Source organism: Janthinobacterium sp. ROICE36 (genome assembly GCF_002869965.1).
Lineage (GTDB): Bacteria > Pseudomonadota > Gammaproteobacteria > Burkholderiales > Burkholderiaceae_D > Janthinobacterium.
This window is the reverse complement of sequence record NZ_PEBS01000083.1, coordinates 1-23,260: the sequence shown is the minus strand read 5'-3', so window position 1 is coordinate 23,260 and position 23,260 is coordinate 1. Positions and strand designations below refer to the sequence as shown.

Genomic DNA, 23,260 nt, shown 5'->3' with positions numbered 1-23,260 from the left:
ATCCTCGGGCTTCTGGTAGTTGGCCAGCAAGCTGTCGGCCAGTTTGAGCAGTTCCGGGTCGGGCTTGGCCCGCTTGTTACGCTTTACAACGGTCATTGTTTCTCCTTGGTGGCGGCAGTGTCCTGCCAAATGACCGTTTACACAAAATTATTTACACCCTCCTGATCGTCAGATCAGGCCGCGCCTAAATTGATGTATCCGAGGCGCGGCAACATACAGCCCATCTTCTGACCGTCTGCTTCTGGCCGACAGCTGCCATGCGCAAGCGAATTACCCGGCGACAAAAGTCATGACCGATCGCGCTCGGCATCGCGCTCGCGACAGCTCAGGGACGCATAGTGCGCCTTGGGAACCTTGTTCTTGATCGCCACTTCGCGCAGGTTATGTGCAAAATCGACATGATCGGTCAGGGTGCAGCGGTTGGCGCGGGCGAACTGTTGCAGATTCTTGATTCTGCCATGGACTTTCAGCGTGATCCCGACGCCGGGGCTGGCGCAGCAGCCTATGTATTTGCTGCAGTATTCTTCTTCGATCAGCACCAGTTCGTGGCCCATGAAGGGCACTGGCTTGGCCAGCAGGTAGTAATCGGTGTAGTCGGCGCGCTGGCGGGGCGTCTTGCTGACCAGGCCGGCGTGCTGGTAGGCGCGGATGGCTTGGCCGGACGTGCCCGTACGCTCGGTCGTGCCCTTTTTGAGCTGCATGGCATGCCGCAAGCCGCTTTCGAGCGACGGGGTATCGGCGGCAAACGTCATGGCCGAGCACGCGGCAAGCAAGGTGATGGCGATGGCGCGCTTCATTTTGCGTCCATGGCCAGCATCTGTTTGATTACCGGCAAGATCATTCGCCAAGCATTCGACGTCGCCGCAATCTCGTCGTAATGGCTGGCGCCGGGCAAAATCAGCACTTCCGCATGCTCACCGGCCTTGAGCGCCCTGGCCGCATAGTCATGCGCGACTCTGGGCGGGGAGATGGTGTCGAGCTCGCCCGTGGCCAGTACGGTGCGGCTGCCGTTGGGCATCAGGTCGGCCGCGTTGGTGTCACTGTAGATGTCGGGACGCTCAGTGCTGGCGCTGCCTGCCAGTTGCGCGATGTCGCGCTCGCAGCTGCTCTTGATCAAGTCTTGCTCATGGCGCAGGTCGGCCAGGCCGCCCAGGCTGATAATGTTTTTTGCCGGCAGGAAGGTGTCGCGGTACAGGGGGCTGGTCTTCGGCAGTTTTTCCCTTCCTGCGATCCATTGCACCAGCTGGCCACCGGCTGAATGGCCCATGGCGACGATGCGGCTGGTGTCGAGCTGGTATTGGGGCGCGTGCTGCTGCAGGCTGTCGAGCGCCGCGTGCATGTCTTCGTAGGTGCCGGGATAGCCGCCGCCCGGCTCGTCAACGCGCCGGTACTCGACATTCCACACGGCGATGCCTTGCGCCACGAGGGCACCGGCCACGTTGCGCATTTGCTTGATGCCGCCGAAGGCCACCGTCCAGCAGCCGCCATGCACGAGCACGACGACGGGGAACGGGCCGCTACCTTCGGGCCGGAACAACTGCGTGTATTGCGATGGCGCGGAGCCATACGCGAGCTGTGCCGTGGGCGCGGGGCCATTCAGGGCCAGGTAATCATCCAGGCTCATGGGGGCGGCGACGGCGCCGTGGACGGAGGCGAGCAGGGCGGTGGCGATCAGGGAGGATGGCAGGGAGGTAGGCATCGTTGGGTTCGCTTGAGAAGAGAGCACACTTTAGCATAGGGCCGCGTTGCCACTGAGATCAAGCGGTGCGCTGTTTCCCCCTAGGAGAGGGGTGCCCCATGGTATATTTCGGGCATCAGTTTTCCCCATATCGACACGGTGCACGCAAACAACATTCTTTCATTGCTGGACGCCGAGCATAGTGCGCTGGGCAGTATCGCGGCAGGCGCCGACCTGGCCCATGCATTAGAGCATTTGTTGCTGGCGCTGCAAGACCTGGCCGAGGGCGGCGCGCATGCCTGCCTGGTGCTGATCGATGAGGCCGACCGTTTTTGCGGCTTGTCCGCGCCCAGCCTGCCACACGACCTGTGCCTGGCCTTGCGGCACGGTGGCGAGCAGCCTTCGCCGTTCGCCACGGCCGCCTTTTCCGGCGCGCCCGTGTATTGCGGCGACATCACGCGCGACGTACACTGGAGCGCGGGACGCAAGGAAGCCATGTTGCATGGCTACCGGGCCTGCTGGGTCGCGCCCGTCTTCGGTGCCAAGGGGCATATCCTGGGGGTGCTGGGCCTGTTTTTCCCGGCGCCATGCCATCCCACGCAACCCGAAATCGAACTGCTGGCGCTGGCCGCGCGCGTGGCCGCGCATGTCATTGAGCGGGGCCAGCTGGAACAAGCGCTGCACGACAGCCGCGCGCACTTTCATTACGCCATAGAACTCAACACGCAAGTGCTGTGGACGGCCGACATCGACGGCAAGCTCGACTATGTAGCGCCGCGCTGGCGTGAATGGACGGGTTGCAGCGGCCTGGGCACCGCCTGGCTGGACGCCCTCCACCCCGATGACGTGGCCCATTCCCTGGCGGCCTGGAGCGAATCCGTAGGCAGCGGCCAGCCTTTCGATGCGGAAATGCGGGTGCGCCGGCAGAACGGCCAGTACCGCTGGATGCATACACGCGCCTGCTGCCGGCTCGACGAGCGGGGCCAGCCCGTGAAATGGTATGGCTCGTGCGAGGATATCGACGAACACTGGCAGGCGCGCAACGCCTTGCTCGACAGCGAAGCGCAGTTCCGTTCGCTCGCTTCGAGCATGCCCAACCAGGCCTGGCTGGCGCATGGCAGCGGCGCCACCTACTGGGTCAACGATCAGGTCTGCGAATACACGGGGCAATCGATGAAGTCCCTGGTGTCGAACGGCTTTCGCCACTGCGTGCATCCGGACGACCTGCATGCCACGCAGAAAAGCTGGAAACGGGCCGTCGCCACGGCCAGCGCCTACGAATACGAGTTCCGCATGCGCCGCGCCAGCGACGGCGCCTACCGCTGGTTCCTGGCGCGCGCCTTGCCCCTGTTCGACGAGGCGGGCAAGGTGCTGCGCTGGGTGGGCACGAATACGGACGTGCAGGAACAAAAGAACGTGCTGGAAAAGATGGCCTACCTGAATTCCTCGCTGGAAGTGGAAATGGCCAACCGCACGGCCGACCGCGACCGCATGTGGCGGCTGTCGACCGATATCATGCTGGTGGCTGACCTGGCCGGCATGATCATCGCCGTCAATCCCGCCTGGAGCAAGATTCTGGACCGGCCGGAAATCGCGTCGCTGGGCATGGATTTCATCAGCCTCGTGCATCCCGACGACCGCATGGCTGCCCTGAAGGACTTGTCGCGCCTGGCCCATGGCGCGCCCACCTTGCGCATGGAAAACCGCTACCGGCGCCGCGATGGCGGCTACCGCTGGATTTCCTGGACGGCTGTGCCCGCGCAAAAGCTGATCCACGCTATCGGCCGCGACGTCACCGATGAAAAGGAGGCGCGGCTGGCGCTGCTGCGCAGCGAGCAAGCTTTGCTGCAGGCGCAAAAGCTGGAATCGATCGGCAAGCTGACGGGCGGCGTGGCCCACGATTTCAATAATGTGCTGCAAATCAATTCCGGTAATTTGCAATTGCTGAAACTGACGGTGGCCGACAATCCGCAGGCGGCCAGGCGCCTCGCTTCGGCCGCTTCGGCCGTCGAGCGGGGCGCCAAGCTGTCGTCGCAATTGCTGGCCTTTGCGCGGCGTCAACCGTTGAAGCCGCTGGTGACGGACCTGGGCCGCTTGCTGCGCCGCATGCATGAGCTGATCCGCCGCGCCCTGGGCGAAGCTATTTCCGAGGAAAGCTTTATCAGCGACGGCTTGTGGCATACCCTGGTCGACCCGAACCAGATGGAAAACGTGCTGTTGAACATGGCCATCAACGCGCGCGACGCAATGGACGGGGGCGGGCGCCTGACTTTCACCTTGAGCAATGTCACGCTCGATGCCGCCTACGCCAGCCTGCATGCCGATGTGCTGGAGGGGCAGTATGTGCTGCTGACCATCACCGATACGGGCCATGGCATGGAGCGCGACGTGATCGACCAGATCTTCGAGCCCTTCTTCACCACCAAGCGCGAAGGCGAGGGCACGGGCCTGGGCCTGTCCATGGCTTACGGCTTCATCCGCCAGAGCGCGGGCCACATCAAGGTGCACAGCGCGCCGGGCGCCGGCACGACCTTCAAGATCTATTTGCCCCGTTCGCTGGAAAAGCTGGCCGAACCACCGCCGGACCTGATGGGCCCCGTGCTGGGCGGCGGCGAGACCATCCTCGTGGTGGAAGACGATGTGCCCGTGCAACATACGGTGGTCGACATGCTGCGCGGCCTCGGTTACGACGTGTTGCATGCCGATGACGGCGCCTCGGCGCTGGCCCTGCTGAGTACGGGCGTGGCCATCGACCTGCTGTTTACGGACGTGGTCATGCCGGGTCCCGTCAGCAGCAAGGAGCTGGCGCAGCAAGCCCGGCGGCGGCTGCCGGAGCTGGCCGTGTTGTTTACTTCGGGTTACACGCATAACGCCATCATGCAGGGCGGGCGGCTGGACCCGGGCGTGGAGCTGTTGAGCAAACCCTACCAGCGCGAAGACCTGGCGCGGCGCATCCGCCACCTGCTGGCCGACCGCCGCCTGGTGGGCGCACCGGACCCGTCAGGGCGGCGCATCCTGCTGGTGGAAGACAATGACGATGCGCGCGAAATGACGACGGAAATGCTAAATATGCTGGGGCATACGGTGCATGGCGTGGCCAGCGCCGAGGCCGCCTTGCCCCTGCTGGCCATGCCTGGCCTGGACGTGCTGGTGACGGACATCAGCCTGCCCAGCATGTCCGGCCTGGAACTGGCGCGCCATGCGCGCGCGCATTGGCCGCAGCTGGATGTGGTGTTTGCTTCCGGGCACGACTGGGGCGCCAGCCTGATGCAGGACGCCAGCGCGCGCTTCCTGCGCAAACCGTTTGGCCTGGAAGAGCTGGCCAACGCACTGAAGGCGCGCCGGCTCGACGTTTACTAGCTAATTCAGGCTGGCGGCAGCAAGGCTAGTTGCAATTGCTCGATGGTAAATGGCTTGACGAGGAAGCGCGCGGCCGGGTCCAGCACGCCAGAATTGGCGGGTGCATGGCCGGTGGAAAACACCACTTCCAGCTGCGGATAATCGCGCGTCACCAGCTCGGCCAGCTCGGCGCCCGACATGTGCGGCAGGCTGATATCGGTCAGCAACAGTTCCAGTCCCGGCGTGCCCAGCAGGGGCAAGGCTTCCTCGGCCGTGCCCACGGCCTGCACCGTGTGTCCCAGCATGGCCAGCAGTTCGCCCGTCATGGCGCGCGCGTCCGCATTGTCTTCCACCAGCAGGATATGACGTAAGCCCGATCGTACCTCCGGCAGCGCCGGCGCGAAGGGCTGCGGCGCCAGCTGTGCGCGGTACTGGTGCAGCGCCGTCACGTGGCGGCCGTTGGCCAGCAGATGGCGGATGCGTCGCGCCAGATCTTCGCGCCGGTAGGGCTTGCTCAACAGTTCCACGCCCGGTTCCAGCCGGCCGCCCTGCATGATGGCGTCCTGCGTGTAGCCCGAGGTAAACAGCACGGCCAGCTGCGGCAATAGCAGGCGTGCCTGGCGCGCCAGTGCCGTGCTGGCCACCTTGCCCGGCATCACCACATCCGTAAACAGTAAATCGATGGGGACGCCGCTGCCGATGATGGCCAGCGCGCTCTCGCCTTCGCTGGCGCGCAGCACGACGTAGCCAAGGCCGCGCAGCATGTCCACCACCGTCGTCTGCACTTGCACGTCGTCTTCCACGACGAGGATGGTTTCCTTGCCGCCCAGCACCGGGCCGCCCAGCTGCAGCGGCAATTCCGTTTCCGCTTCGAGCGAGCGCGGCAGGTAGATGCGGAAGGTGCTGCCATGGCCGGGCAGGCTGTCCACCATCAGGTGGCCGCCGCTCTGGCGCAGGAAGCCGTACGCCATGGAGAGGCCCAGGCCTGTGCCTTCGCCTTCCTTCTTCGTCGTGAAGAATGGTTCGAAAATCTTGTCCAGCAGTTCGGCGGGAATGCCCGTGCCCGTATCGGAGATGGCCAGTTGCACGTAGTCGCCGGGCGTCACGTCCGCATGGTGCGCCGCATAGTCGCTGCCCAGCACGCTGTTGCTCAGTTCTATGGTCAGCTGGCCCTGGCCATCCATGGCGTCGCGCGCGTTGATGGCCAAGTTGAGGATGACGTTTTCCAGCTGGTGCGGGTCGACCAGGGCGCGCCAGCAGTCGTCGGCCAGCAGCAAACGCGTCTCGATGCTTTCGCCCGTGGCGCGCCGCAGCAGCTCTTCCGTTGAGCGCAGCAGGTGCGCCAGGTCCGTCACCAGCGGTTTCAATGGTTGACGCCGCGCAAAGGCCAGCAGCTGGGCCGACAACTTGGCGCCCCGTTCCACAGCGGCCGAGGCGCTGGCGATGCGTTTGGCGGCCAACGGGTCGTCGTCCAGGGTCAGTTGCAGCAGCTGCAGATTGCCGGAGATAATTTGCAGGACATTATTGAAATCATGGGCCACGCCGCCCGTCAGCTTGCCCAGCGCTTCCAGCTTTTGCGATTGCAACAGGGCCATCTCGCTGTGGCGCAGCGATTCCTGCATGCTGCGCAAGGTGCTTTCCGCTTCCTTTTCCAGCGTGACATGGCGCCCGGTGGCAAAAATCAGGTCGCCCTCGGGCGCCGCCGACCACGATAGCCAGCGGTGGCCGCCATCGCGGTGCCGGTAGCGGTTTTCAAAGCCGGGCCTGGCCTCGTGCTTCACGTGTGCCAGCGCCTGGCGCGTGGCGGCGGCATCCTCGGGCAGCACGAAGTCGAACAGGCTGCGGCCCAGCATTTCCTCGGGCAGCCAGCCCAGGATGGCGGCCGAGGCCGGGTTGACGGCGGCAATACAGCCTTCGGCATCGATGGCCACCATCAGGTCTTGCGCGCTGCGCCACAGCCGCTCGCGCTCGCTGTTGCGCGCGGCCAGGTCCGCTTCCAGCTTCTTTTCCACGGTGATGTCGCGCGCGCTGCAATACACCTTGTCGCCTTCGGGCACGGCGACCCAGGACAGCCAGTGCCAGCCACCCAGCTTGTGGCGGTAGCGGTTTTCGAAGCGCAAGGCCGGCTGGCCCTGGTTGGCCGCCTCCCACGCCGCATGGGTGCGCGGCAAGTCGTCCGGATGGACCAGTTCCAGGAAGCGCGTCGTGCGGATTTCTTCCACCGACCAGCCCAAGGTGGCTTGCCAGGCTGGGTTCGAGTGCTCAAAATAGCCGTCGAGGTTGAGCACGCCCAGCAAATCGGGGCTGACGTTCCAGGTGCGGCCGAATTCGCGCGTGCGCTCGGCCACCTGCGTTTCCATGCTGGCACTGAGGGCGCGCAAGCGTGATTCCGTCTGGGCGCGCAGGATGGTCGACCAGACCCGTTCCGACACTTGCACGGCCAGTTCGATCTCGTCCGCGTGCCACAGGCGCGCGGCGCTGCTGTGCACGACGAACAGGGCCGCCAGCCGGCCCTCCTTGGCGATGGGAATGTTCAGGAAGGCATGGATGCCCAGGCGCGTAAACGTGGCCAGCGCGCCCGGCGTGGCCGTGCGCGGGTCGCTGGCCACATCGCTGACGGCCAGCGCCTGGCCGGCGGCCAGCGCATCGGCCAGGCGGGCCGCATAATCGCCGAGAAAATACTCGCCGACGGCGCCGGGCGCCAGGCCGTCGCTCCACGCATGCTGCAGGGTGGGGCATTGCAGGGTCTGGTCGATATCGAAACAGGCTACTTGCTGGGCGCTCAGGCGCTGTCCCAGCAGCTGCGCCGACAGCGAGAGAATCTCGCCCGTGTCGTGCAGCAGCCGGAGCCGGCGTTCCAGTTGCAGCAGAAAGGCCACGCCGCTGGTACCGGCCTGGCTGCTGGGGGCAGGGATGTTGCTCATGCCGGCCTCAGCTGCCTGCCAGCGGCAGGGTGACGCTGAACAGGGCACCATTGCCGGGCTGGCTTTGCAGGGTGATGGCGCCGCCGTGCGCATCGACCAGCTGCTTGGTGATGAACAGGCCCAGGCCCAGGCCGCCCGTGCGGTCCTGGTGCATGACGCGCTCGAAGGCATCGAAGATGCGTTCCTGGTCGCGCGCATTGATGCCGATGCCATGGTCGCGCACTTCGATGACGGCGCTGTTTTGCGTGTGCGTCAGGCTGATTTTCACAGGCTTGCCCTGGCCGTAGCGCACGGCATTGCTGATCAGGTTGACAACGATTTGCTCGACGCGGAAGGCATCCCAGAAGCCCTCGATGGGTTGGAGGGCCAGCACTTCCAGCACGCTGCCTGTGGCGGCCGCATACGGGCCCAGGTCGTCGGCCACGCGGCGCACCAGGCTGCTCAAGTCGACGGCTTCGCGGCGGATCGACAGTTTGCCGCTGGTGATGCGCGAGACGTCGAGCATGTCGTCGATCAGGCGCACCATGCTGCGGATTTGCCGCCCGTCGCGCGCCACCATCTTGTTCAGCTTATCCGGCTCGAAGGCGGCCAGGTTGCCCCGCTCGAGGTTGACGGTACGCATCTGCGTTTCCAGGAACAGCGTGTTCAGGGGCGTGCGCAGTTCGTGCGCCACCATGGACATGAATTCGTCGCGCAGGCGCAGCGAGCGCTGCAGCTCAGCCTGCGTGGCGCGCAATTCTTTCAGTAACGCTTCCTGCTGCTGGCGGCTGTGCTCGAGCGCCAGCACCTGGCGTCGCGTCTCGCTACGCTGCTGGTGCAGGGCAACGAAGACGTTGACCTTGCTTTGCACGGCATTGATGTCAAGCGGCTTGTGCAGGAAATCGACGGCGCCGCTTTCATAGCCCTGGAAGGAAAAATTCATTTCCTTGCCGGCCGCCGTAACGAAGACGATGGGGATGTGGCGCGTCTTTTCCGTGCCGCGCATCAACTGCGCCAGCTCAAAGCCATCCATTTCCGGCATTTGCACGTCGAGGATGGCCAGCGCAAAATCGTGTTCCAGCAGCAGTGCCAGCGCTTCTTCGCCCGACGACGCCTGATAGACGCTGCGGTCGCTCTCGCGGATCAGCGCATTGAGCGCGCGCAAGTTCTCTGGCAAGTCGTCGACGATCAGCAATTTGGTGCTTGTTTCATTCATCATGTTTCATTCCGGGCATGTTTCGTCCAGCGTAGTGGGAAGCGGCGTGCGACGGCGCACGCTTGCGGTAGAGCTTTTCGGGACCCGGCAATGGCTCGAAGTCGGTGGCAAAGCGTGTGAAATGCGTGCTTTCCTTGCTGCCCAGTCCCAGGAAGCCCCGGTGGCACAGCGAGTCGTGGAACAGGCCCAGGGCCCGCTCCTGCAAGTTTTTATTGAAGTAAATCAGCACGTTACGGCACAAAATCAATTGCGTCTCAATGAAAACGCTGTCCGTGGACAGGCTGTGGTCGGCAAAGTTGATCCTGTCGAGCAGGCGCTGCTGAAAATGCGCGGTGGCATGCTCGACCGTGTAGTACTCGGCCAGCTGGCCCAGGCCGCCTGCGGCCAGGTAGTTGCCGCCATACTCCTCCAGCCGGTGCAGCGGATACACGCCGCGCGCGGCCGTGGCCAGCGCCTGCGGATTGATGTCGGTGGCGTAAATCGTGCTGCGATCGAGCAAGCCTTCCTCGTGCAGCACGATGGCCAGCGACAGCGCTTCTTCACCCGTGCAGCAGCCGGCGACCCAGATCGTCGGCGACGGGTAGGTTTTCAGCACGGGCACCACGTGTTCGCGCAAGGCGCGGAAAAACGCCGGATCGCGGAACATTTGCGTGACAGGCACGGTCAAAATCTGCAGCAGCCTGCCAAAGGCGGCCGCGTCGTCCAGCACCAGCTGCTGCAAGGTTGGCAAGTCGGCACAGTGAAAGCGCTCCAGCGCGTGATTCAGCCGCCGCCGCTGCGAGGGCAGGGAGTAGTCGCGAAAATCATAGCTGTAGCGCTGATACAGCGCTTCCATCAGCGCGAGCAGTTGCGCGTCCGTGGTGCGCAGGGACATCAGATGCGTTCCATCTTTGGCATCCACACGCGCAGCAGCGAATACAAACGGTCCAGGTCGATCGGCTTGGCCAGGTAGTCCGACGCGCCCGCCTGCAGGCATTCTTCCTGGTCATTCTTCATGGCCTTGGCGGTAATCGTAATGATGGGCAACTTGTTGTAGCGGCCATCGGCGCGGATCAGCCGCGTCGCTTCCAGGCCATCCATGCCCGGCATCATGACATCCATCAACACCAGGTCGATATCGTCTACGCTGTTGAGCTTGCTGATGGCTTCGAAGCCGTTGCGGCCGATTTCCACCACCACGCCTTTCTGTTCCAGCGCATTCGTCAGGGCAAAGATATTGCGCACGTCGTCGTCCACCAGCAGAATCTTGCGCCCTTCGAACACGCGTTCGCGGCTGCGCACCTGCTGCAGCATGCCCTGGCGCTCGCTCGACAGTTCCGATTCCACCTTGTGCAGGAACAAGGTCACTTCGTCGAGCAGGCGCTCGGGCGAGCGGGCGCCCTTGATGATGATGGAGCGCGAATACTTCATCAGGTCCGCCTCTTCCTCGCGGCTCAGGTTGCGGCCCGTGTAGACGATGACGGGCGGGAACGAGCACAGTTCTTCATGTTCCATGCGTTCGAGCAATTCGTTGCCCTGGATGTCGGGCAGTTTCAAGTCGATGATCATGCAGTCGAAAATCTGCGTCTTGAGCAATTCCAGTGCCTGCTCGCCCAGCGCCACGGCCGTGATTTCCACGTCGTCGTCGCTGATCAGGTGCACCACGCTTTCGCGCTGGCGGGCGTCGTCTTCGACCAGCAGGATGCGCTTCATCTTTTGCGTGAATTTCGATTCGAGCTTGCGGAACACTTCCTTCAGCTGCTCGCGCGTGCGTGGCTTGGTGGCGTAGCCGATGGCGCCCAGTTGCATGGCTTCCTGCATCTGGTCATTGCCGGACACGATGTGCACGGGAATGTGGCGCGTCAGCGAGTTTTCCTTGAGCTGCTGCAAGACCAGCAAGCCCGGGCGGTCCGGCAAGCCCATGTCGAGCAGGATGGCATCAGGCAGGAATTCTTCCGCCAGTCGCAAGCCTTCGTCGGCGCCGTGCGCCACCAGGCAACGGTATTGCATTTCATGCGCGAGCTCGAACAGGATGCCGGCAAACGCGGGTTCATCTTCGATCACCAGCACGGATCGCTGGCCGGTCTTGCCTGCCGGCACGCTATTCCTGTCATCCTGGAAGGTAGGCTGCGGCACGGGCTTGACGGCGGGCGCCGCCTTGGGCGCGGCGGCGGCCGGCCGTGGCGCTGCGGCCGGCGCCGGCGCCGGCGCCGCTTCCACCGGGCGTGCCGACATGACCGCCGGCAGCACCAAGGTAAACGTGCTGCCCTGGCCGGGCGTGCTGGCCAGGTCGATGCTGCCGCCCAACAAGGCTGCCAGGTCGCGCGAAATCGACAGGCCCAGGCCTGTGCCGCCATAGCGGCGGCTGGTGGTGCCATCGGCCTGGTGGAAGGCGTCGAAGACCTTCTGCTGCTGGTCGTTGGCAATGCCGATGCCGCTATCCTGCACCTGGAAGCGCACCTGGCCGGCCGCATCGGTGCTCACGTGCAGGGACACCGTGCCCGTATCGGTAAACTTGATGGCGTTCGACAGCAGGTTTTTCAGGATTTGCTCGAGGCGTTGGCGGTCGCTGACGAAGGACGGCGGCGTGTCCGGTGCCACCTTGACGTCAAACACCAGCTTCTTTTGCTGGGATTGGGCGCCAAACAGCATCTTCATGCTGCTGAGCAGTTCGTCGAAAGGTACGGCTTCCGGCGTCAATTCCAGCTTGCCCGCCTCGACCTTGGAAATGTCGAGGATATCGTTGATGAGGGTCAATAAATCGTTGCCAGCCGAATAAATGGTTTGCGCAAACGTCACTTGCTCCGGCGTCAGGTTGCCGCTGGTGTTGTCCGACAGCAGCTTGGACAGGATCAGCGAGCTGTTCAGTGGCGTGCGCAGTTCGTGCGACATATTCGCCAGGAATTCGGACTTGTAGCGGCTGGCCCGCTGCAGCTCTTCGGCGCGCGCTTCCAGCTGGGCGTGCGCCTGGCCGATCGCCATATTTTTCTGGTCCAGCGACAGGGCTTGCACGGCCAGTTGCTCGTTCGACTGCTCCAGCGCCGCCTTTTGCTCTTCCAGGTGGGCTTGCGACTGTTCCAGCACGCGCGACTGCTCGCCCAGCTCTTCATTGGCCGTGCGCAATTCTTCCTGCTGGACTTCCAGCTCTTCATTCAGTTGCTGGGTTTCTTCCAGCACATTTTGCAGGCGCTGGCGGTACAGGGCCGCTTCCAGCGAAGTGCCGACGTTGGCCGCAACCAGGTTCAGCCATTCCTTGGCGCGGGCGCTGACGGGATGCGTAAAGCCCAGTTCGATGACGCCGTTGACGACGCCTTCATTGTTGACAGGCATCAAAACCAGTTCCAGCGGCGCGCCGCGGCCCAGGCTCGACGTCACGGTCAGGTAGTCGTCCGGCACCTGCTGGATGTGTTTCAGCCGCTTCTCGCGCGCCGTCTCGCCCACCAGGCCTTCGCCCAGCTTGAATACTTGCTTCTCTTTCACGCCCTGTTCATTGAAGCCATACACTGCCGTGCGGCGCAGGCTGCCATCGTCGTCGACGACGTACAGGGTGGCCACGGCCACTTCCAGCCGGTGGGCGAGGAAGTCCAGCACGTGGCGTCCCAGTTGCGGCAGGCCCAGCTGGCCGCTGGTGTGGGCCGCCAGCTCCGTCTGGCCTGTGCGCAGCCAGGCTTGCTCCTGTAGCACCTCGTTATCCTTGCCGCGCTGCTCGAGCGCATCGTTGTAGATATCGGACAGGCGCAGCAGTTCGCGCCGTCCCAGATAGGCGAGCAAGCCGGACAGGCCCAGGCTGAGGATGAGGAACACCACCACGGCCAGAATGGTGCGGCCCTCGGCCGTGTCGGCGCGTTCCTGGCGCAAGCGCTGCTCCATGGACAGGAAGGTGAGGAATTCGCGGCGGATTTCGTCAAATTCCAGCTTGCCTTCGCCCTGGCGCACGCGCGCGAGGAATTCCTGGTTGTTGCGGCGCTGCGCGATGACGCCTTCGGCATACTCCATCCACTGGTTTTGCAGCGCGCGGATGCGGCGCAGGCGGTCGACCTGGATGGCGCTGTCGGAGATCAGTTCCATCAGGGTGCTCATTTCCACGGCGATCTTGGCCTTGCCCGATTTATACGGCGCCAAAAACGTTTCGTCGCCCGTCAGCAAGTAGCCGCGCATGCCCGTTTCCAGGTCGACCGACAACTTCATGACTTCATTCGCATTGCCGATCACCCGTTCGGAATGCTCGACCGAGCGCAGGGCCGAGAGCAGGTAGGCGATCAGGCCGACAAACACGAGGGCGGTGACGACCCCGATGACCAGCGGCAAGGTGACGTTGCGGGCGAGGATGCGGCGAAAGCTGAAGGAATCGATCGGGGTCTTGGTATTCATCATGTCCGTGGTGGGATGTCGCGAAAAAACAATTTTAATTGAAATGCAAGTTTTATGGTGCTCAAGTAAAGCGTGCGCTAGCATAACAGCCTTGCGAACAATTGCCGACCTGCAAGGTCATGCAATGCGGGGCAGCGCACAAATACGGTGGCGTGAAATGGCGGCGAGGCATAAAAAAACGCCGGACGGTGCCGGCGTTTTTCACTGCGTTGCGTGCTGCGGCGTATCTTATATGTCAGTCGCGTATTTCCAGCACCCGGTTCAGGCTCAGGGCGGCCAGCGAGGCGACGGCGCCTGACAGCAGGTAGAAGCTGACATAGGCGAGGCCGAAGTTGGCCGACAGGCCCAGCGCCACCAGCGGGGCGAAGCCGGCGCCCACCAGCCAGGCCAGGTCGGACGTCAAGGCTGCGCCCGTGTAGCGGAAGCGGGCAGGGAAGTTGGCCGTCACGGCACCGGCTGCCTGGCCGTAGGACAGGCCCAGCAGGCTGAAGCCCACGAGGATGAAGACGTCCTGGCCCGTATTGCCGCCGCCCATCAGACTCGGCACGAAGGCGCTGAAAATGGCGATCAGCACGGCCAGCACGGCCAGCGTGGTGCGGCGGCCGACTTTGTCTGCCAGCAGGCCGGAGATCACCACGCCGATGGCGGCCAGCACGGCGCCCACCATCTGCACTTGCAGGAAGTCCGACGCCGAACGCGTCTGGTAGACGGAAATCCACGACAGCGGGAACACGGTGACCAGGTGGAACAGCGCGTAGCTGGCCAGCGCGGCAAGGGCGCCGATCAGCACGTTGCGACCCTGACCGCGGCTCATTTCAAACACGCTCACGGGCTGCAGTTCGCGTTCGTCGAGCAGGCGCGCATATTCATTCGTCGACACCAGGCGCAAACGGGCAAACAGGGCGACCACGTTGATGGCGAAGGCCACGTAGAAAGGATAGCGCCAGCCCCAGTCGAGGAAATCTTCATCCGTCAGGGTGGTCAGCATGAACCAGAACAGGCCGGCGGCGATCAGGAAGCCGACGGGTGCGCCCAGCTGGCCCAGCATGGCGTACCATCCGCGCTTGTTTGCCGGCGCATTCAGGGCCAGCAGCGATGGCAGGCCATCCCACGAGCCGCCCAGCGCCACGCCCTGGCCGATGCGCAGCACGGACAGCCAGATGATGGCGGCAAAGCCCAGGTGCGAGTAGGTCGGCAGGAAAGCGATGCCGGCCGTCGACACGCCCAAGAGGAAGAGGGCGATCGTCAGCTTGGCGCTGCGCCCCATGCGGCGCTGGATCTCCATGAAGATCACGGTGCCGAACGGACGGGCAATGAAGGCGAACGAGAAAATCAGGAAGGCATACAATGTGCCTTCCAGGCGTTCTTCAAACGGAAAGAAGACGCGCGGAAACACCAGCACCGAGGCGATGGCGTAGACAAAGAAGTCAAAGTATTCCGAAGCGCGGCCGATGATTACGCCGACGGCGATCTCACCGGGGTCGATATGCGATTCGACCGTGCCGGCCCCGCTTGCGTCGCGCAGGGAGTGAGGGGAAAAATCGGCGGGTACATCCCCGCTGTGTGTGCGCGTGCTGGACATGATGATCGTCTCCAATATAGTTTCGAGTTCGGCCAACGCGTAACATACCCCGGGTGTCTCACGCCCGGAGTAGGACTATTCAATAGATAGCTGTAGGAAAACTCCGCACCTACCTATTGAAAATCCGAGCAGGGGGGTGGACAAAACGTCCAATTGCCAACGCGCTCCAGTGAGAATACAGTACCATATCTTCATCCCCTGTACTGGACTTTCCTGTATGTTTTCATTAAAAGTTCGTCGCGGACTGCTTCTTTTACCTCTCGCATTGTTGGCTGGTTGCAATACGGTGGTACTGAATGCGTCTGGTGACATCGCAGTTCAGCAAGGCAATCTGATTGTCATCTCGACATTGCTGATGCTGTTGATTATCGTTCCGGTAATCGCCCTGACCCTGCTGTTTGCATGGCGCTATAGAAAAAACAACACCGCGGCCAAATACGAGCCGGACTGGGACCACTCGACTCGCCTCGAGCTGATTATCTGGGGCGCGCCCCTGCTGATCATCATCGTGCTGGGCCTGCTGACCTGGATCAGCACCCACACCCTCGATCCTTATCGTCCGCTGAGCCGTATCGACGCCAACCGCCCGATTCCTGCCAGCCACAAGCCGATGATCGTCGAAGTCGTGGCGCTGGACTGGAAATGGCTGTTCATTTATCCAGAGCAAGGCATCGCTTCCGTGAATGAACTGTACGCGCCCGTCGACCGTCCGATCCGCTTCAAGATCACCGCGTCGTCCGTCATGAACTCCTTCTTCATCCCCGCACTGGCAGGTCAGATCTACGCCATGCCGGGCATGGAAACGCAGTTGAATGCCGTCATCAACAAGCCTGGCGTCTACAAGGGCTTCTCCGCCAACTACAGCGGTGCCGGTTTCTCGGGCATGCGCTTCAAGTTCCACGGCGTGAATGATGCGGACTTTGACAAATGGGTGGCATCGGCACGTGCCGGTGGCGGCGCGCTGAACCGCGACGACTACCTGTCGCTGGCCCAGCCTAGCGAGCGCGATCCCGTGCGCCGCTACAGCGCCGTACCTAACGATCTGTACAAGGCAATTCTGAACCGCACCATCGTTTCCGACGCTCTGTGCGTGACGCCGGTCGAGCCATACAAATTGTCGATGGCAAATAGCCCGGTAGCGTTTGTCACGCCGGTAGTCGCTAGCGATGCAACCCTTGAAAAGGGCATTCAAGCCAAGTAACGACTGCATGAATCCCGCAGCGCATATGTACGTATTGCTGCAGATACTGGCGCCGCTTGCCTGGCGCCTCCCTTTTTTCTCTGAGAGTAACAATGCTAGACCATATTGATCTGACGAAGCTTATCTTCGGCCGTCTGAATTGGAGTGCAATTCCACTTCACGAGCCTATCCTGCTGGCGACCTTTGCGATGGTCGCCCTGGGCGGTATCGCACTCGTTGCGGCACTGACGTATTTCCGCCTCTGGGGTCCCCTGTGGCGCGACTGGATCACCAGTATCGACCATAAAAAAATCGGTATCATGTACATGATCCTGGGCCTGGTCATGCTGCTGCGCGGCTTTGCCGATGCGCTCATGATGCGTACCCAGCAGGCGATCGCCTTTGGCGATAATGCCGGCTTCCTGCCGCCGCATCACTACGACCAGATCTTCACCGCCCACGGTGTGATCATGATCTTCTTCGTCGCGATGCCTTTCGTGACGGGTCTGATGAACTACGTGGTGCCGCTGCAAATCGGCGCGCGCGACGTGGCTTTCCCTTTCCTCAACAACTTCAGCTTCTGGATGACCACCATGGGCGCCGCCCTGGTCATGGCTTCGCTGTTCGTCGGCGAATTCGCCCGCACGGGCTGGCTGGCCTATCCACCGCTGTCGGGTATCGTCGGCAGTCCGGACGTGGGGGTAGACTATTACATCTGGTCCTTGCAGATTGCCGGGGTCGGGACGCTATTGTCCGGTGTCAACCTGATCGCCACCATCGTCAAGATGCGCGCGCCTGGCATGACCTGGATGAAAATGCCCGTCTTCACCTGGACCGCACTGTGCACCAACATCCTGATCGTCGCCGCCTTCCCGGTACTGACAGCTGTATTGGCCATGCTGTCGCTGGACCGCGTTGCAGGCTTTAACTTCTTCACGACGGAACTGGGCGGCAACGCCATGATGTACGTCAACCTGATCTGGATCTGGGGCCACCCAGAGGTCTACATTCTGATCCTGCCACTGTTCGGCGTGTTCTCGGAAGTCGTCGCCACGTTCAGCAGCAAGCGTTTGTTCGGCTACGCTTCGATGGTGTACGCCACCTGCGTCATCATGATTCTGTCCTACCTGGTCTGGCTGCATCACTTCTTCACCATGGGTTCGGGCGCCAGCGTCAACTCCTTCTTCGGCATCACGACGATGATCATCTCGATCCCGACGGGCGCGAAGATCTTCAACTGGCTGTTTACCATGTACCGCGGGCGTATCCGCTTTGAACTGCCCATGCTGTGGACGATCGGCTTCATGGTCACCTTCACCATCGGCGGCATGACCGGCGTGCTGCTGGCCGTACCACCAGCTGACTTCGTATTGCACAACAGCCTGTTCCTGATTGCCCACTTCCATAACGTGATTATCGGCGGCGTGGTCTTCGGTGTGTTTGCTGCAATCAACTACTGGTACCCGAAAGCCTTCGGCTACAAGCTCGACGCGTTCTGGGGCAAGTGCTCGTTCTGGTTCTGGTTCGTCGGCTTCTACCTGGCCTTCATGCCGCTGTACGTGCTGGGCCTGATGGGCGTGACCCGCCGTGTCAACCACTTTGAAGATCCATCGCTGCAAATCTGGACCATCATCGCCTGGTTTGGCGCCGTCTCGATCGCGCTCGGTATCGCTTCCATGCTGATCCAGTTCGTCGTCAGCTACCGCAACCGTCACGCCCTGCGCGACGTCACCGGTGACCCATGGGGTGGCCGTACGCTGGAATGGTCGACGTCGTCGCCTCCGCCAGACTATAATTTTGCCTTCACGCCACAAGTGCACGAACTCGATGCATGGACTGACATGAAGAAACACGGTTACCAGCGTCCGACGTCCGGTTTCACGAAGATCCACATGCCGAAGAACACCTGGGCTGGTTTCGTGATCGCCGCACTGTCCGCACTGGTCGGTTTTGGCCTGATCTGGCAAATGTGGCTCGTCGCCAGCATCGGCTTCGCGATCATGATGATTACCATCATCGTCCATACCTTCAACTACAAGCGCGATTACTACATTCCTGCGGAAGAAGTGGTCCGTACCGAAGACGCTTATACTAAATTGCTGAGCAGCCATGTCTGATACCATCGCCCATAACACCGGCGCCGCTGGCGCCGCACCAAGCACGCGCAGCTACTTTGTGCGCGAGCACCACCCGGAAAACGGCAGCTTGCTGGGTTTCTGGCTCTACCTGATGAGCGATTGCCTGATCTTCGCCTGTCTGTTCGCCACGTACGCCGTGGTCGGCCGCAACTATGCGGACGGCCCGACGGGCGCCGCGCTGTTCGATCTGCCGCTGGTGGCCGTCAACACGGCCATGCTGCTGCTGTCGTCGATTACCTACGGCTTCGCCATGCTGGCCATGCAGCGCAAGCAATTGCGCAGCACCCTGGTCTGGCTGGGCATCACGGGCCTGTTCGGCCTGGCCTTCCTGTCGCTGGAAATGTATGAATTCATTCATCTGATCCACGAAGGCGCCGGTCCGCAGCGCAGCGCGTTCCTGTCGTCGTTCTTCGCCCTGGTCGGTACCCACGGCTTGCACGTGACGTTCGGCGTGATCTGGCTCGTGACCTTGATGTTCCAGTTGAACAAACATGGCCTGACCCCGGAAAACGGCCGTCGCATGATGTGTTTGTCGCTGTTCTGGCACTTCCTGGACGTCATCTGGATCGGCGTCTTCACCTTTGTCTACCTGATGGGAGTGCTGCCATGAGCGACCACCACACACACGGCGATAGCCACCACCATGACCAGCACGATCATGGCAGCCTGAAAAGCTACACGATCGGCTTCATTCTGTCGGTGATCCTGACGGCCATTCCTTTCTGGCTGGTGATGGCGAAAGTCATCACCAATTCGGGCACCATGGGCCTGGTCCTACTGGCGTTCGCGGCGGTTCAAGTAGTGGTGCACATGGTGTACTTCCTGCACATGAACACCAAGTCCGAAGGCGGCTGGAACATGATGGCACTGATCTTCACGATCATGATCGTGGGCATTGCCATGGCCGGTTCCCTGTGGGTCATGTACCACATGAACCACAACATGATGCCGGATCTGATGCCTGAGTACATGCATACGAAAACGGCTCCATGATGAGTAGTACGCGCCCAAGTAACACCGGGCGCGCCCCTGGCGCCGCATCGCGAGATGCTGCGCCAGGCCCACGCGGCATGGCTGTGCATTATTCAATCATTGCATTGGCCTTGCTGGCGGGGATCTTGTTTGCCGGTTTCTGTGCCCTGGGCACCTGGCAAGTCAAGCGCCTGTTCTGGAAGCTTGACCTGATCGAGCGCGTCGAACAACGCGTACATGTGCCCGCAACGGACGCACCTGGACCCGCAGCCTGGGCCAGCATTACGCCACAAACGGATGAATACCGCCATGTGCGACTCTCCGGTACGTATCTCCCCATTTTCAATACCCTGGTGCAGGCAACGACGGCACTGGGCAGCGGTTACTGGCTGGTGACGCCGTTGCGCCTGGCCGATGGCAGCAGCGTGCTGGTCAACCGCGGCTTCGTGCCGAAACGCGCAGGCATCGCCGCCAGCACGCCGGCCGGCATCGTCAACGTCGACGGCTTGCTGCGCATCAGCGAGACGGGCGGCGGTTTCTTGCGCGAAAATAGTCCTGCCACCCAGCACTGGTATTCGCGCGACGTGGCCGCCATCGCCGGCTCGCACATGCTGACCAACGTGGCGCCATACTTTGTCGATGCGCAGGCCAAATCGGAAACGGCCGTTGATGCGCCCGTCGGCGGCCTGACCGTGATCTCGTTCCCCAACAACCATCTGGTGTACGCGCTGACCTGGTTTGCACTGGCCCTGATGGTGGCTGGCATCAGCAGGTGGATCGTGCGCGAAGACAAGCGCCGCCGCGCCTGTGGCGCCCAGCGCCAGGAAAGCGACCATGCCGGGCAGGATTGAGATCCTGCCCAACCGCGAAGTACTAGAGCGCGGTGCGGTGGCGGCCGAGATGGAACATCCGGCCGGCCACCAGAACATGAAGCTGCTGATCCAGCTGCGCTGGCTGGCCGTGATCGGCCAAGTCAGCACCATCTTCGGCGTGGGCGTGGGACTGGGCATCGCCTTGCCCGTGCCCTACATGCTCGAAGTGCTGTCCTGCCTCATCGCTTTCAACCTGGCCAGCCTGCTGCGCTGGCACGAACGCCAGCCCGTCTCCAACACGGCCCTGTTCCTAGCTCTGCTGGTCGACGTCACCGTGTTGACGGCCCAGCTCTACCTGAGCGGCGGCATCAGCAACCCGTTTGCCTTCCTGTACTTATTGCAAGTCATCCTCAGCGCCGTGCTGCTGGAAGTGTGGTCGACCTGGATCATGGTGGCCATCACCAGCCTGTGCCTGGCGGGCCTGGCCTTGCTGCCCGGCCCTTTGACCTTGCCGATCGACCCCGAGCGGGGCTTTGCCAGCCTGTACGTGCAAGGCTTGCTGATCTGTTTTATCCTGAACGCCGCCTTGCTGGTGGTATTCATCACGCGCATCAACCGCAACCAGCGCGCTGGCGACGCCAAGGTGGCGGACTTGCGCCAGCGCGCGGCAGAAGAAGAGCACATCATCCGCATGGGCTTGCTGGCCTCGGGCGCCGCGCACGAGCTAGGCACGCCGCTGGCGACGCTGTCCGTCATCCTCGGCGACTGGCGCCGCATGCCGGAATTGAGCAAGAATAGCGAATTGCTGGAAGAAATCACGGAAATGCAGGCGCAGTTGCGGCGCTGCAAGAGCATCGTCAGCGGCATTTTGTTGTCGGCGGGCGAGGCGCGCGGCGAATCGTCCGTGAAGACGACGATTAACACCTTCCTCAACGACCTGGTCGATGAGTGGCGCAGCAGCCGCCCGATCCAGAGTTTCGAGTACGATAACCGCATCGAGCACGACGTGCCCGTCGTCTTCGATTCGACCCTGAAACAAACCATTTGCAATGTGCTCGACAATGCGCTGGAAGCGTCGCCCGACTGGCTGCGCTTCGAAGCCACGCGCGAAGCGGACGCCTTGCACCTGGTCATTACCGATGCCGGGCCCGGCTTCGAGCCGTCGATGCTGACGCACCTGGGCAAACCGTATCAAAGCAGCAAGGGCAAACCTGGTGGCGGCCTGGGTCTGTTCCTGGTGGTGAATGTCGCGCGTACTTTAGGTGGTACGGTGACGGCGCGCAACCGGGTGCAGGGTGGGGCGGTGGTGCACCTGGCCCTGCCGCTGGCGGCCATCAAACTGGAAAGAGAAAGCGACCACCATGCAGGATGACCGTCTGTTACTGATCATCGAAGACGACGCCGCGTTTGCCCGCACGCTGGGCCGCTCGTTCGAGCGGCGCGGCTACCAGGTCATCCTGGCCACCAATTTCGATGAAGCGAGCGCCTTGCTGGAACAGCATTGCCCCGACTACGCCGTCGTCGATCTGAAACTCAATGGCAATACCTCCGGCCTGGCCTGCGTGCAGATGCTGCACCAGCACGACCCGGACATGCTGATCGTCGTACTGACCGGCTACGCCAGCATCGGCACGGCCGTCGAAGCCATCAAGCTGGGCGCTTGCCAGTACCTGGCGAAACCGTCCAACACCGACGATATTGAAGCGGCCTTCGGCCACGTGGCCGGCAGCGCCGACATCGAACTGAGCAACCGCGCCACCAACATCAAGACCCTGGAATGGGAACGCATCCACGAAATGCTGGCCGAGACGGATTTTAATATCTCGGAAACGGCGAGACGGCTGGGCATGCACCGGCGCACCCTGGCGAGGAAGCTGGAAAAGCAGCGGGTGAAATAATCAATTAGCAGCCGGCTCATTGTCGAACGTGAGTTCGAGCACGCTGTCGTCGCTCCAGTCCTGCTCCCGTAACGGCGGCGTGAACGACGCGCCGCTGAAGGGCACGGGCGCGCTTTTGCCGTTGAAGCTGATTGTTGCATTGGCGATGCGCCGCGGTGCGGAAAAGCTGTAGGTACCCTTTTGCGACACGAAATTGCACGGCCCTCCCATCGCGCTCATCGCCGTGCGCATGGCGAAATGCAAGGTTTCCTTGTCGATTGCCCAATGGACTTCGCAGGCCAGCCGCAGGTCGCCCAGACGGCGGATGGTGTCGCTGGTCGCCGCACTGCGGACGTAGGGCATGCACCTGACCGATCCCGCCTTGCGGTTGACCGTCAGCTCGGCTTTTTCAAACAGAGCACCCAGCCCGACGGGCAAGCTGAAGATATTGTGCTCCCCCAGCGGTATCGCCATGCCTGCCTCGTCGCTTTCCAGCCGGAGCGCGATGGCGTGCATGTCGACATCGGCGCGGCGCGGTTCCAGGACGAAGCGCAATTCAGCGCCTGGCGCCAGCGCGTGTTTTTCCTCAAACCGTTTGACGCCCTTGAGCATGGCGCTGTAGGGCTTCCAGTCCGGGTCCCGGATGCCCTTTACGCTGACCGACGCCGCCGCATCCTGGGCGGCTGGCTGCGTGGCTTGATCAGTATCAGTATCAGCATGGGCCTGTACCGCAGCGCCGCACAAACACAGCAGAAGACCAGCTTTTTTGAGTGCACGCATACCCATCCTTCTATTCATGAATGAAAACGTGAGTGTAGAAAAAAACAGAGGTGGGAGCAGGTCTTTAAGACGGAATGTCAATTGGGATGAATGGAATGCTTGAAAGCGCTGTTTTTCTACACTTTGCGCATCGGTCTTTACGTCAATGCCATCAGCAAGCCGGAAGCAATGACTACTGCCGCAAATAGCGCGACGGCAAAGCGATTGTGAGGAAGACCTCTCGCTGGAGGGTAGTGGCCCAGCGTGAGTAGCCGCAGCATTGCCCAGCCCGGCCAATAGAACAGCTTTTCAATGACTGTTCCTAACTGTTTAGAATTGGGTGATCATATTCCTATTCGCAGCTTGCCCTACTTCAAAGCCAGGCGCCTGTTGAGTACACTGTTGATTCCTGTCACCTCACCGCCAGCGCCATGACCCAAGCCCTTCACAGCCG

The 23,260-nt window shown here is 62.2% G+C and carries 16 protein-coding genes; 8 read left to right on the top strand and 8 right to left on the bottom strand.

Annotation, left to right across the window (positions count from 1 at the left end; genetic code table 11):
- Nucleotides 1-287: 287 nt before the first annotated feature.
- Both CSZ94_RS23670 and CSZ94_RS23665 read right to left on the bottom strand, forming a co-directional pair.
- On the bottom strand, nt 288-797 hold the full coding sequence (locus CSZ94_RS23670) for a hypothetical protein (protein ID WP_102123768.1): 510 nt from the start codon (nt 795-797) through the stop codon (nt 288-290).
- On the bottom strand, nt 794-1,699 hold the full coding sequence (locus tag CSZ94_RS23665; RefSeq protein WP_102123767.1) for an alpha/beta hydrolase: 906 nt from the start codon (nt 1,697-1,699) through the stop codon (nt 794-796). The genes CSZ94_RS23670 and CSZ94_RS23665 overlap by 4 nt, the downstream gene beginning before the upstream one ends.
- Before the next feature lie 138 nt (nt 1,700-1,837).
- Here CSZ94_RS23665 and CSZ94_RS23660 point away from each other — a divergent pair, with 138 nt between their 5' ends.
- Nucleotides 1,838-5,038, top strand: coding sequence for a PAS domain-containing protein (locus CSZ94_RS23660; protein WP_258001167.1), 3,201 nt, complete (start codon nt 1,838-1,840; stop codon nt 5,036-5,038).
- Nucleotides 5,039-5,043: 5 nt separating this feature from the next.
- On the opposite strand, the gene CSZ94_RS23655 is transcribed toward CSZ94_RS23660, so the two are convergent.
- From CSZ94_RS23655 to CSZ94_RS23635, 5 genes are all read right to left on the bottom strand, one after another.
- On the bottom strand, nt 5,044-7,941 hold the full coding sequence (locus CSZ94_RS23655; protein WP_180977598.1) for a hybrid sensor histidine kinase/response regulator: 2,898 nt from the start codon (nt 7,939-7,941) through the stop codon (nt 5,044-5,046).
- Nucleotides 7,942-7,948: 7 nt separating this feature from the next.
- Nucleotides 7,949-9,139 carry a hybrid sensor histidine kinase/response regulator gene (locus CSZ94_RS23650; protein ID WP_258001166.1) on the bottom strand — a complete coding sequence of 397 codons (1,191 nt, stop codon included), beginning with the start codon at nt 9,137-9,139 and terminating at the stop codon, nt 7,949-7,951.
- The gene (locus CSZ94_RS23645; RefSeq protein ID WP_102123763.1) at nt 9,129-10,010 is read right to left on the bottom strand and encodes a CheR family methyltransferase; all 882 of its coding nucleotides are present in this window, start codon (nt 10,008-10,010) and stop codon (nt 9,129-9,131) included. The genes CSZ94_RS23650 and CSZ94_RS23645 overlap by 11 nt, the downstream gene beginning before the upstream one ends.
- Nucleotides 10,010-13,486, bottom strand: a complete 3,477-nt coding sequence (locus CSZ94_RS23640) for a response regulator (RefSeq protein ID WP_102123770.1) — start codon at nt 13,484-13,486, stop codon at nt 10,010-10,012. The genes CSZ94_RS23645 and CSZ94_RS23640 overlap by 1 nt, the downstream gene beginning before the upstream one ends.
- A gap of 235 nt (nt 13,487-13,721) precedes the next feature.
- A complete protein-coding gene (locus tag CSZ94_RS23635; protein WP_102123769.1) occupies nt 13,722-15,068 on the bottom strand; it encodes an MFS transporter in 1,347 nt (448 codons plus the stop codon).
- 217 nt (nt 15,069-15,285) lie between these two features.
- Between CSZ94_RS23635 and cyoA the strand changes: the two genes are divergently transcribed.
- The 7 genes from cyoA (at nt 15,286) to CSZ94_RS23600 (ending at nt 22,068) form a co-directional block, all read left to right on the top strand.
- Nucleotides 15,286-16,269 carry a ubiquinol oxidase subunit II gene (cyoA, locus tag CSZ94_RS23630; protein ID WP_102123762.1) on the top strand — a complete coding sequence of 328 codons (984 nt, stop codon included), beginning with the start codon at nt 15,286-15,288 and terminating at the stop codon, nt 16,267-16,269.
- A 92-nt stretch (nt 16,270-16,361) separates the two neighbouring features.
- Nucleotides 16,362-18,365 (top strand): cytochrome o ubiquinol oxidase subunit I, encoded by a 2,004-nt coding sequence (gene cyoB / locus CSZ94_RS23625; RefSeq protein WP_102123761.1) that lies wholly within the window; start codon nt 16,362-16,364, stop codon nt 18,363-18,365.
- Nucleotides 18,358-18,996: a cytochrome o ubiquinol oxidase subunit III gene (gene cyoC / locus CSZ94_RS23620; RefSeq protein WP_071077269.1), complete on the top strand. Its 639-nt coding sequence runs from the start codon at nt 18,358-18,360 to the stop codon at nt 18,994-18,996. The genes cyoB and cyoC overlap by 8 nt, the downstream gene beginning before the upstream one ends.
- Nucleotides 18,993-19,379, top strand: a complete 387-nt coding sequence (cyoD, locus tag CSZ94_RS23615; protein WP_071077270.1) for a cytochrome o ubiquinol oxidase subunit IV — start codon at nt 18,993-18,995, stop codon at nt 19,377-19,379. Before cyoC ends, cyoD begins: the two co-directional genes overlap by 4 nt.
- On the top strand, nt 19,376-20,209 hold the full coding sequence (locus tag CSZ94_RS23610; RefSeq protein WP_102123760.1) for an SURF1 family protein: 834 nt from the start codon (nt 19,376-19,378) through the stop codon (nt 20,207-20,209). Before cyoD ends, CSZ94_RS23610 begins: the two co-directional genes overlap by 4 nt.
- On the top strand, nt 20,193-21,542 hold the full coding sequence (locus CSZ94_RS23605) for an ATP-binding protein (protein WP_096235508.1): 1,350 nt from the start codon (nt 20,193-20,195) through the stop codon (nt 21,540-21,542). Before CSZ94_RS23610 ends, CSZ94_RS23605 begins: the two co-directional genes overlap by 17 nt.
- Nucleotides 21,532-22,068, top strand: coding sequence for a response regulator transcription factor (locus CSZ94_RS23600; protein ID WP_099763725.1), 537 nt, complete (start codon nt 21,532-21,534; stop codon nt 22,066-22,068). Before CSZ94_RS23605 ends, CSZ94_RS23600 begins: the two co-directional genes overlap by 11 nt.
- On the opposite strand, the gene CSZ94_RS23595 is transcribed toward CSZ94_RS23600, so the two are convergent.
- Nucleotides 22,069-22,827, bottom strand: coding sequence for a hypothetical protein (locus CSZ94_RS23595; RefSeq protein ID WP_146009885.1), 759 nt, complete (start codon nt 22,825-22,827; stop codon nt 22,069-22,071). It abuts the gene before it with no gap.
- Between the last annotated feature and the right edge of the window lie 433 nt (nt 22,828-23,260).

What these genes read in the sequence shown, in the direction of transcription:
- CSZ94_RS23670 (WP_102123768.1), bottom strand. Translation starts at nt 797, where the DNA reads ATGAAGCGCGCCATCGCCATCACCTTGCTTGCCGCGTGCTCGGCCATG.
- CSZ94_RS23605 (WP_096235508.1), top strand. Translation starts at nt 20,193, where the DNA reads ATGCCGGGCAGGATTGAGATCCTGCCCAACCGCGAAGTACTAGAGCGC.
- CSZ94_RS23655 (WP_180977598.1), bottom strand. Translation starts at nt 7,941, where the DNA reads ATGAGCAACATCCCTGCCCCCAGCAGCCAGGCCGGTACCAGCGGCGTG.
- CSZ94_RS23640 (WP_102123770.1), bottom strand. Translation starts at nt 13,486, where the DNA reads ATGAATACCAAGACCCCGATCGATTCCTTCAGCTTTCGCCGCATCCTC.
- cyoD (WP_071077270.1), top strand. Translation starts at nt 18,993, where the DNA reads ATGAGCGACCACCACACACACGGCGATAGCCACCACCATGACCAGCAC.
- CSZ94_RS23645 (WP_102123763.1), bottom strand. Translation starts at nt 10,010, where the DNA reads ATGTCCCTGCGCACCACGGACGCGCAACTGCTCGCGCTGATGGAAGCG.
- cyoC (WP_071077269.1), top strand. Translation starts at nt 18,358, where the DNA reads ATGTCTGATACCATCGCCCATAACACCGGCGCCGCTGGCGCCGCACCA.
- CSZ94_RS23610 (WP_102123760.1), top strand. Translation starts at nt 19,376, where the DNA reads ATGATGAGTAGTACGCGCCCAAGTAACACCGGGCGCGCCCCTGGCGCC.
- cyoB (WP_102123761.1), top strand. Translation starts at nt 16,362, where the DNA reads ATGCTAGACCATATTGATCTGACGAAGCTTATCTTCGGCCGTCTGAAT.
- CSZ94_RS23600 (WP_099763725.1), top strand. Translation starts at nt 21,532, where the DNA reads ATGCAGGATGACCGTCTGTTACTGATCATCGAAGACGACGCCGCGTTT.
- CSZ94_RS23650 (WP_258001166.1), bottom strand. Translation starts at nt 9,139, where the DNA reads ATGATGAATGAAACAAGCACCAAATTGCTGATCGTCGACGACTTGCCA.
- CSZ94_RS23595 (WP_146009885.1), bottom strand. Translation starts at nt 22,827, where the DNA reads ATGCGTGCACTCAAAAAAGCTGGTCTTCTGCTGTGTTTGTGCGGCGCT.
- cyoA (WP_102123762.1), top strand. Translation starts at nt 15,286, where the DNA reads ATGTTTTCATTAAAAGTTCGTCGCGGACTGCTTCTTTTACCTCTCGCA.
- CSZ94_RS23635 (WP_102123769.1), bottom strand. Translation starts at nt 15,068, where the DNA reads ATGTCCAGCACGCGCACACACAGCGGGGATGTACCCGCCGATTTTTCC.
- CSZ94_RS23665 (WP_102123767.1), bottom strand. Translation starts at nt 1,699, where the DNA reads ATGCCTACCTCCCTGCCATCCTCCCTGATCGCCACCGCCCTGCTCGCC.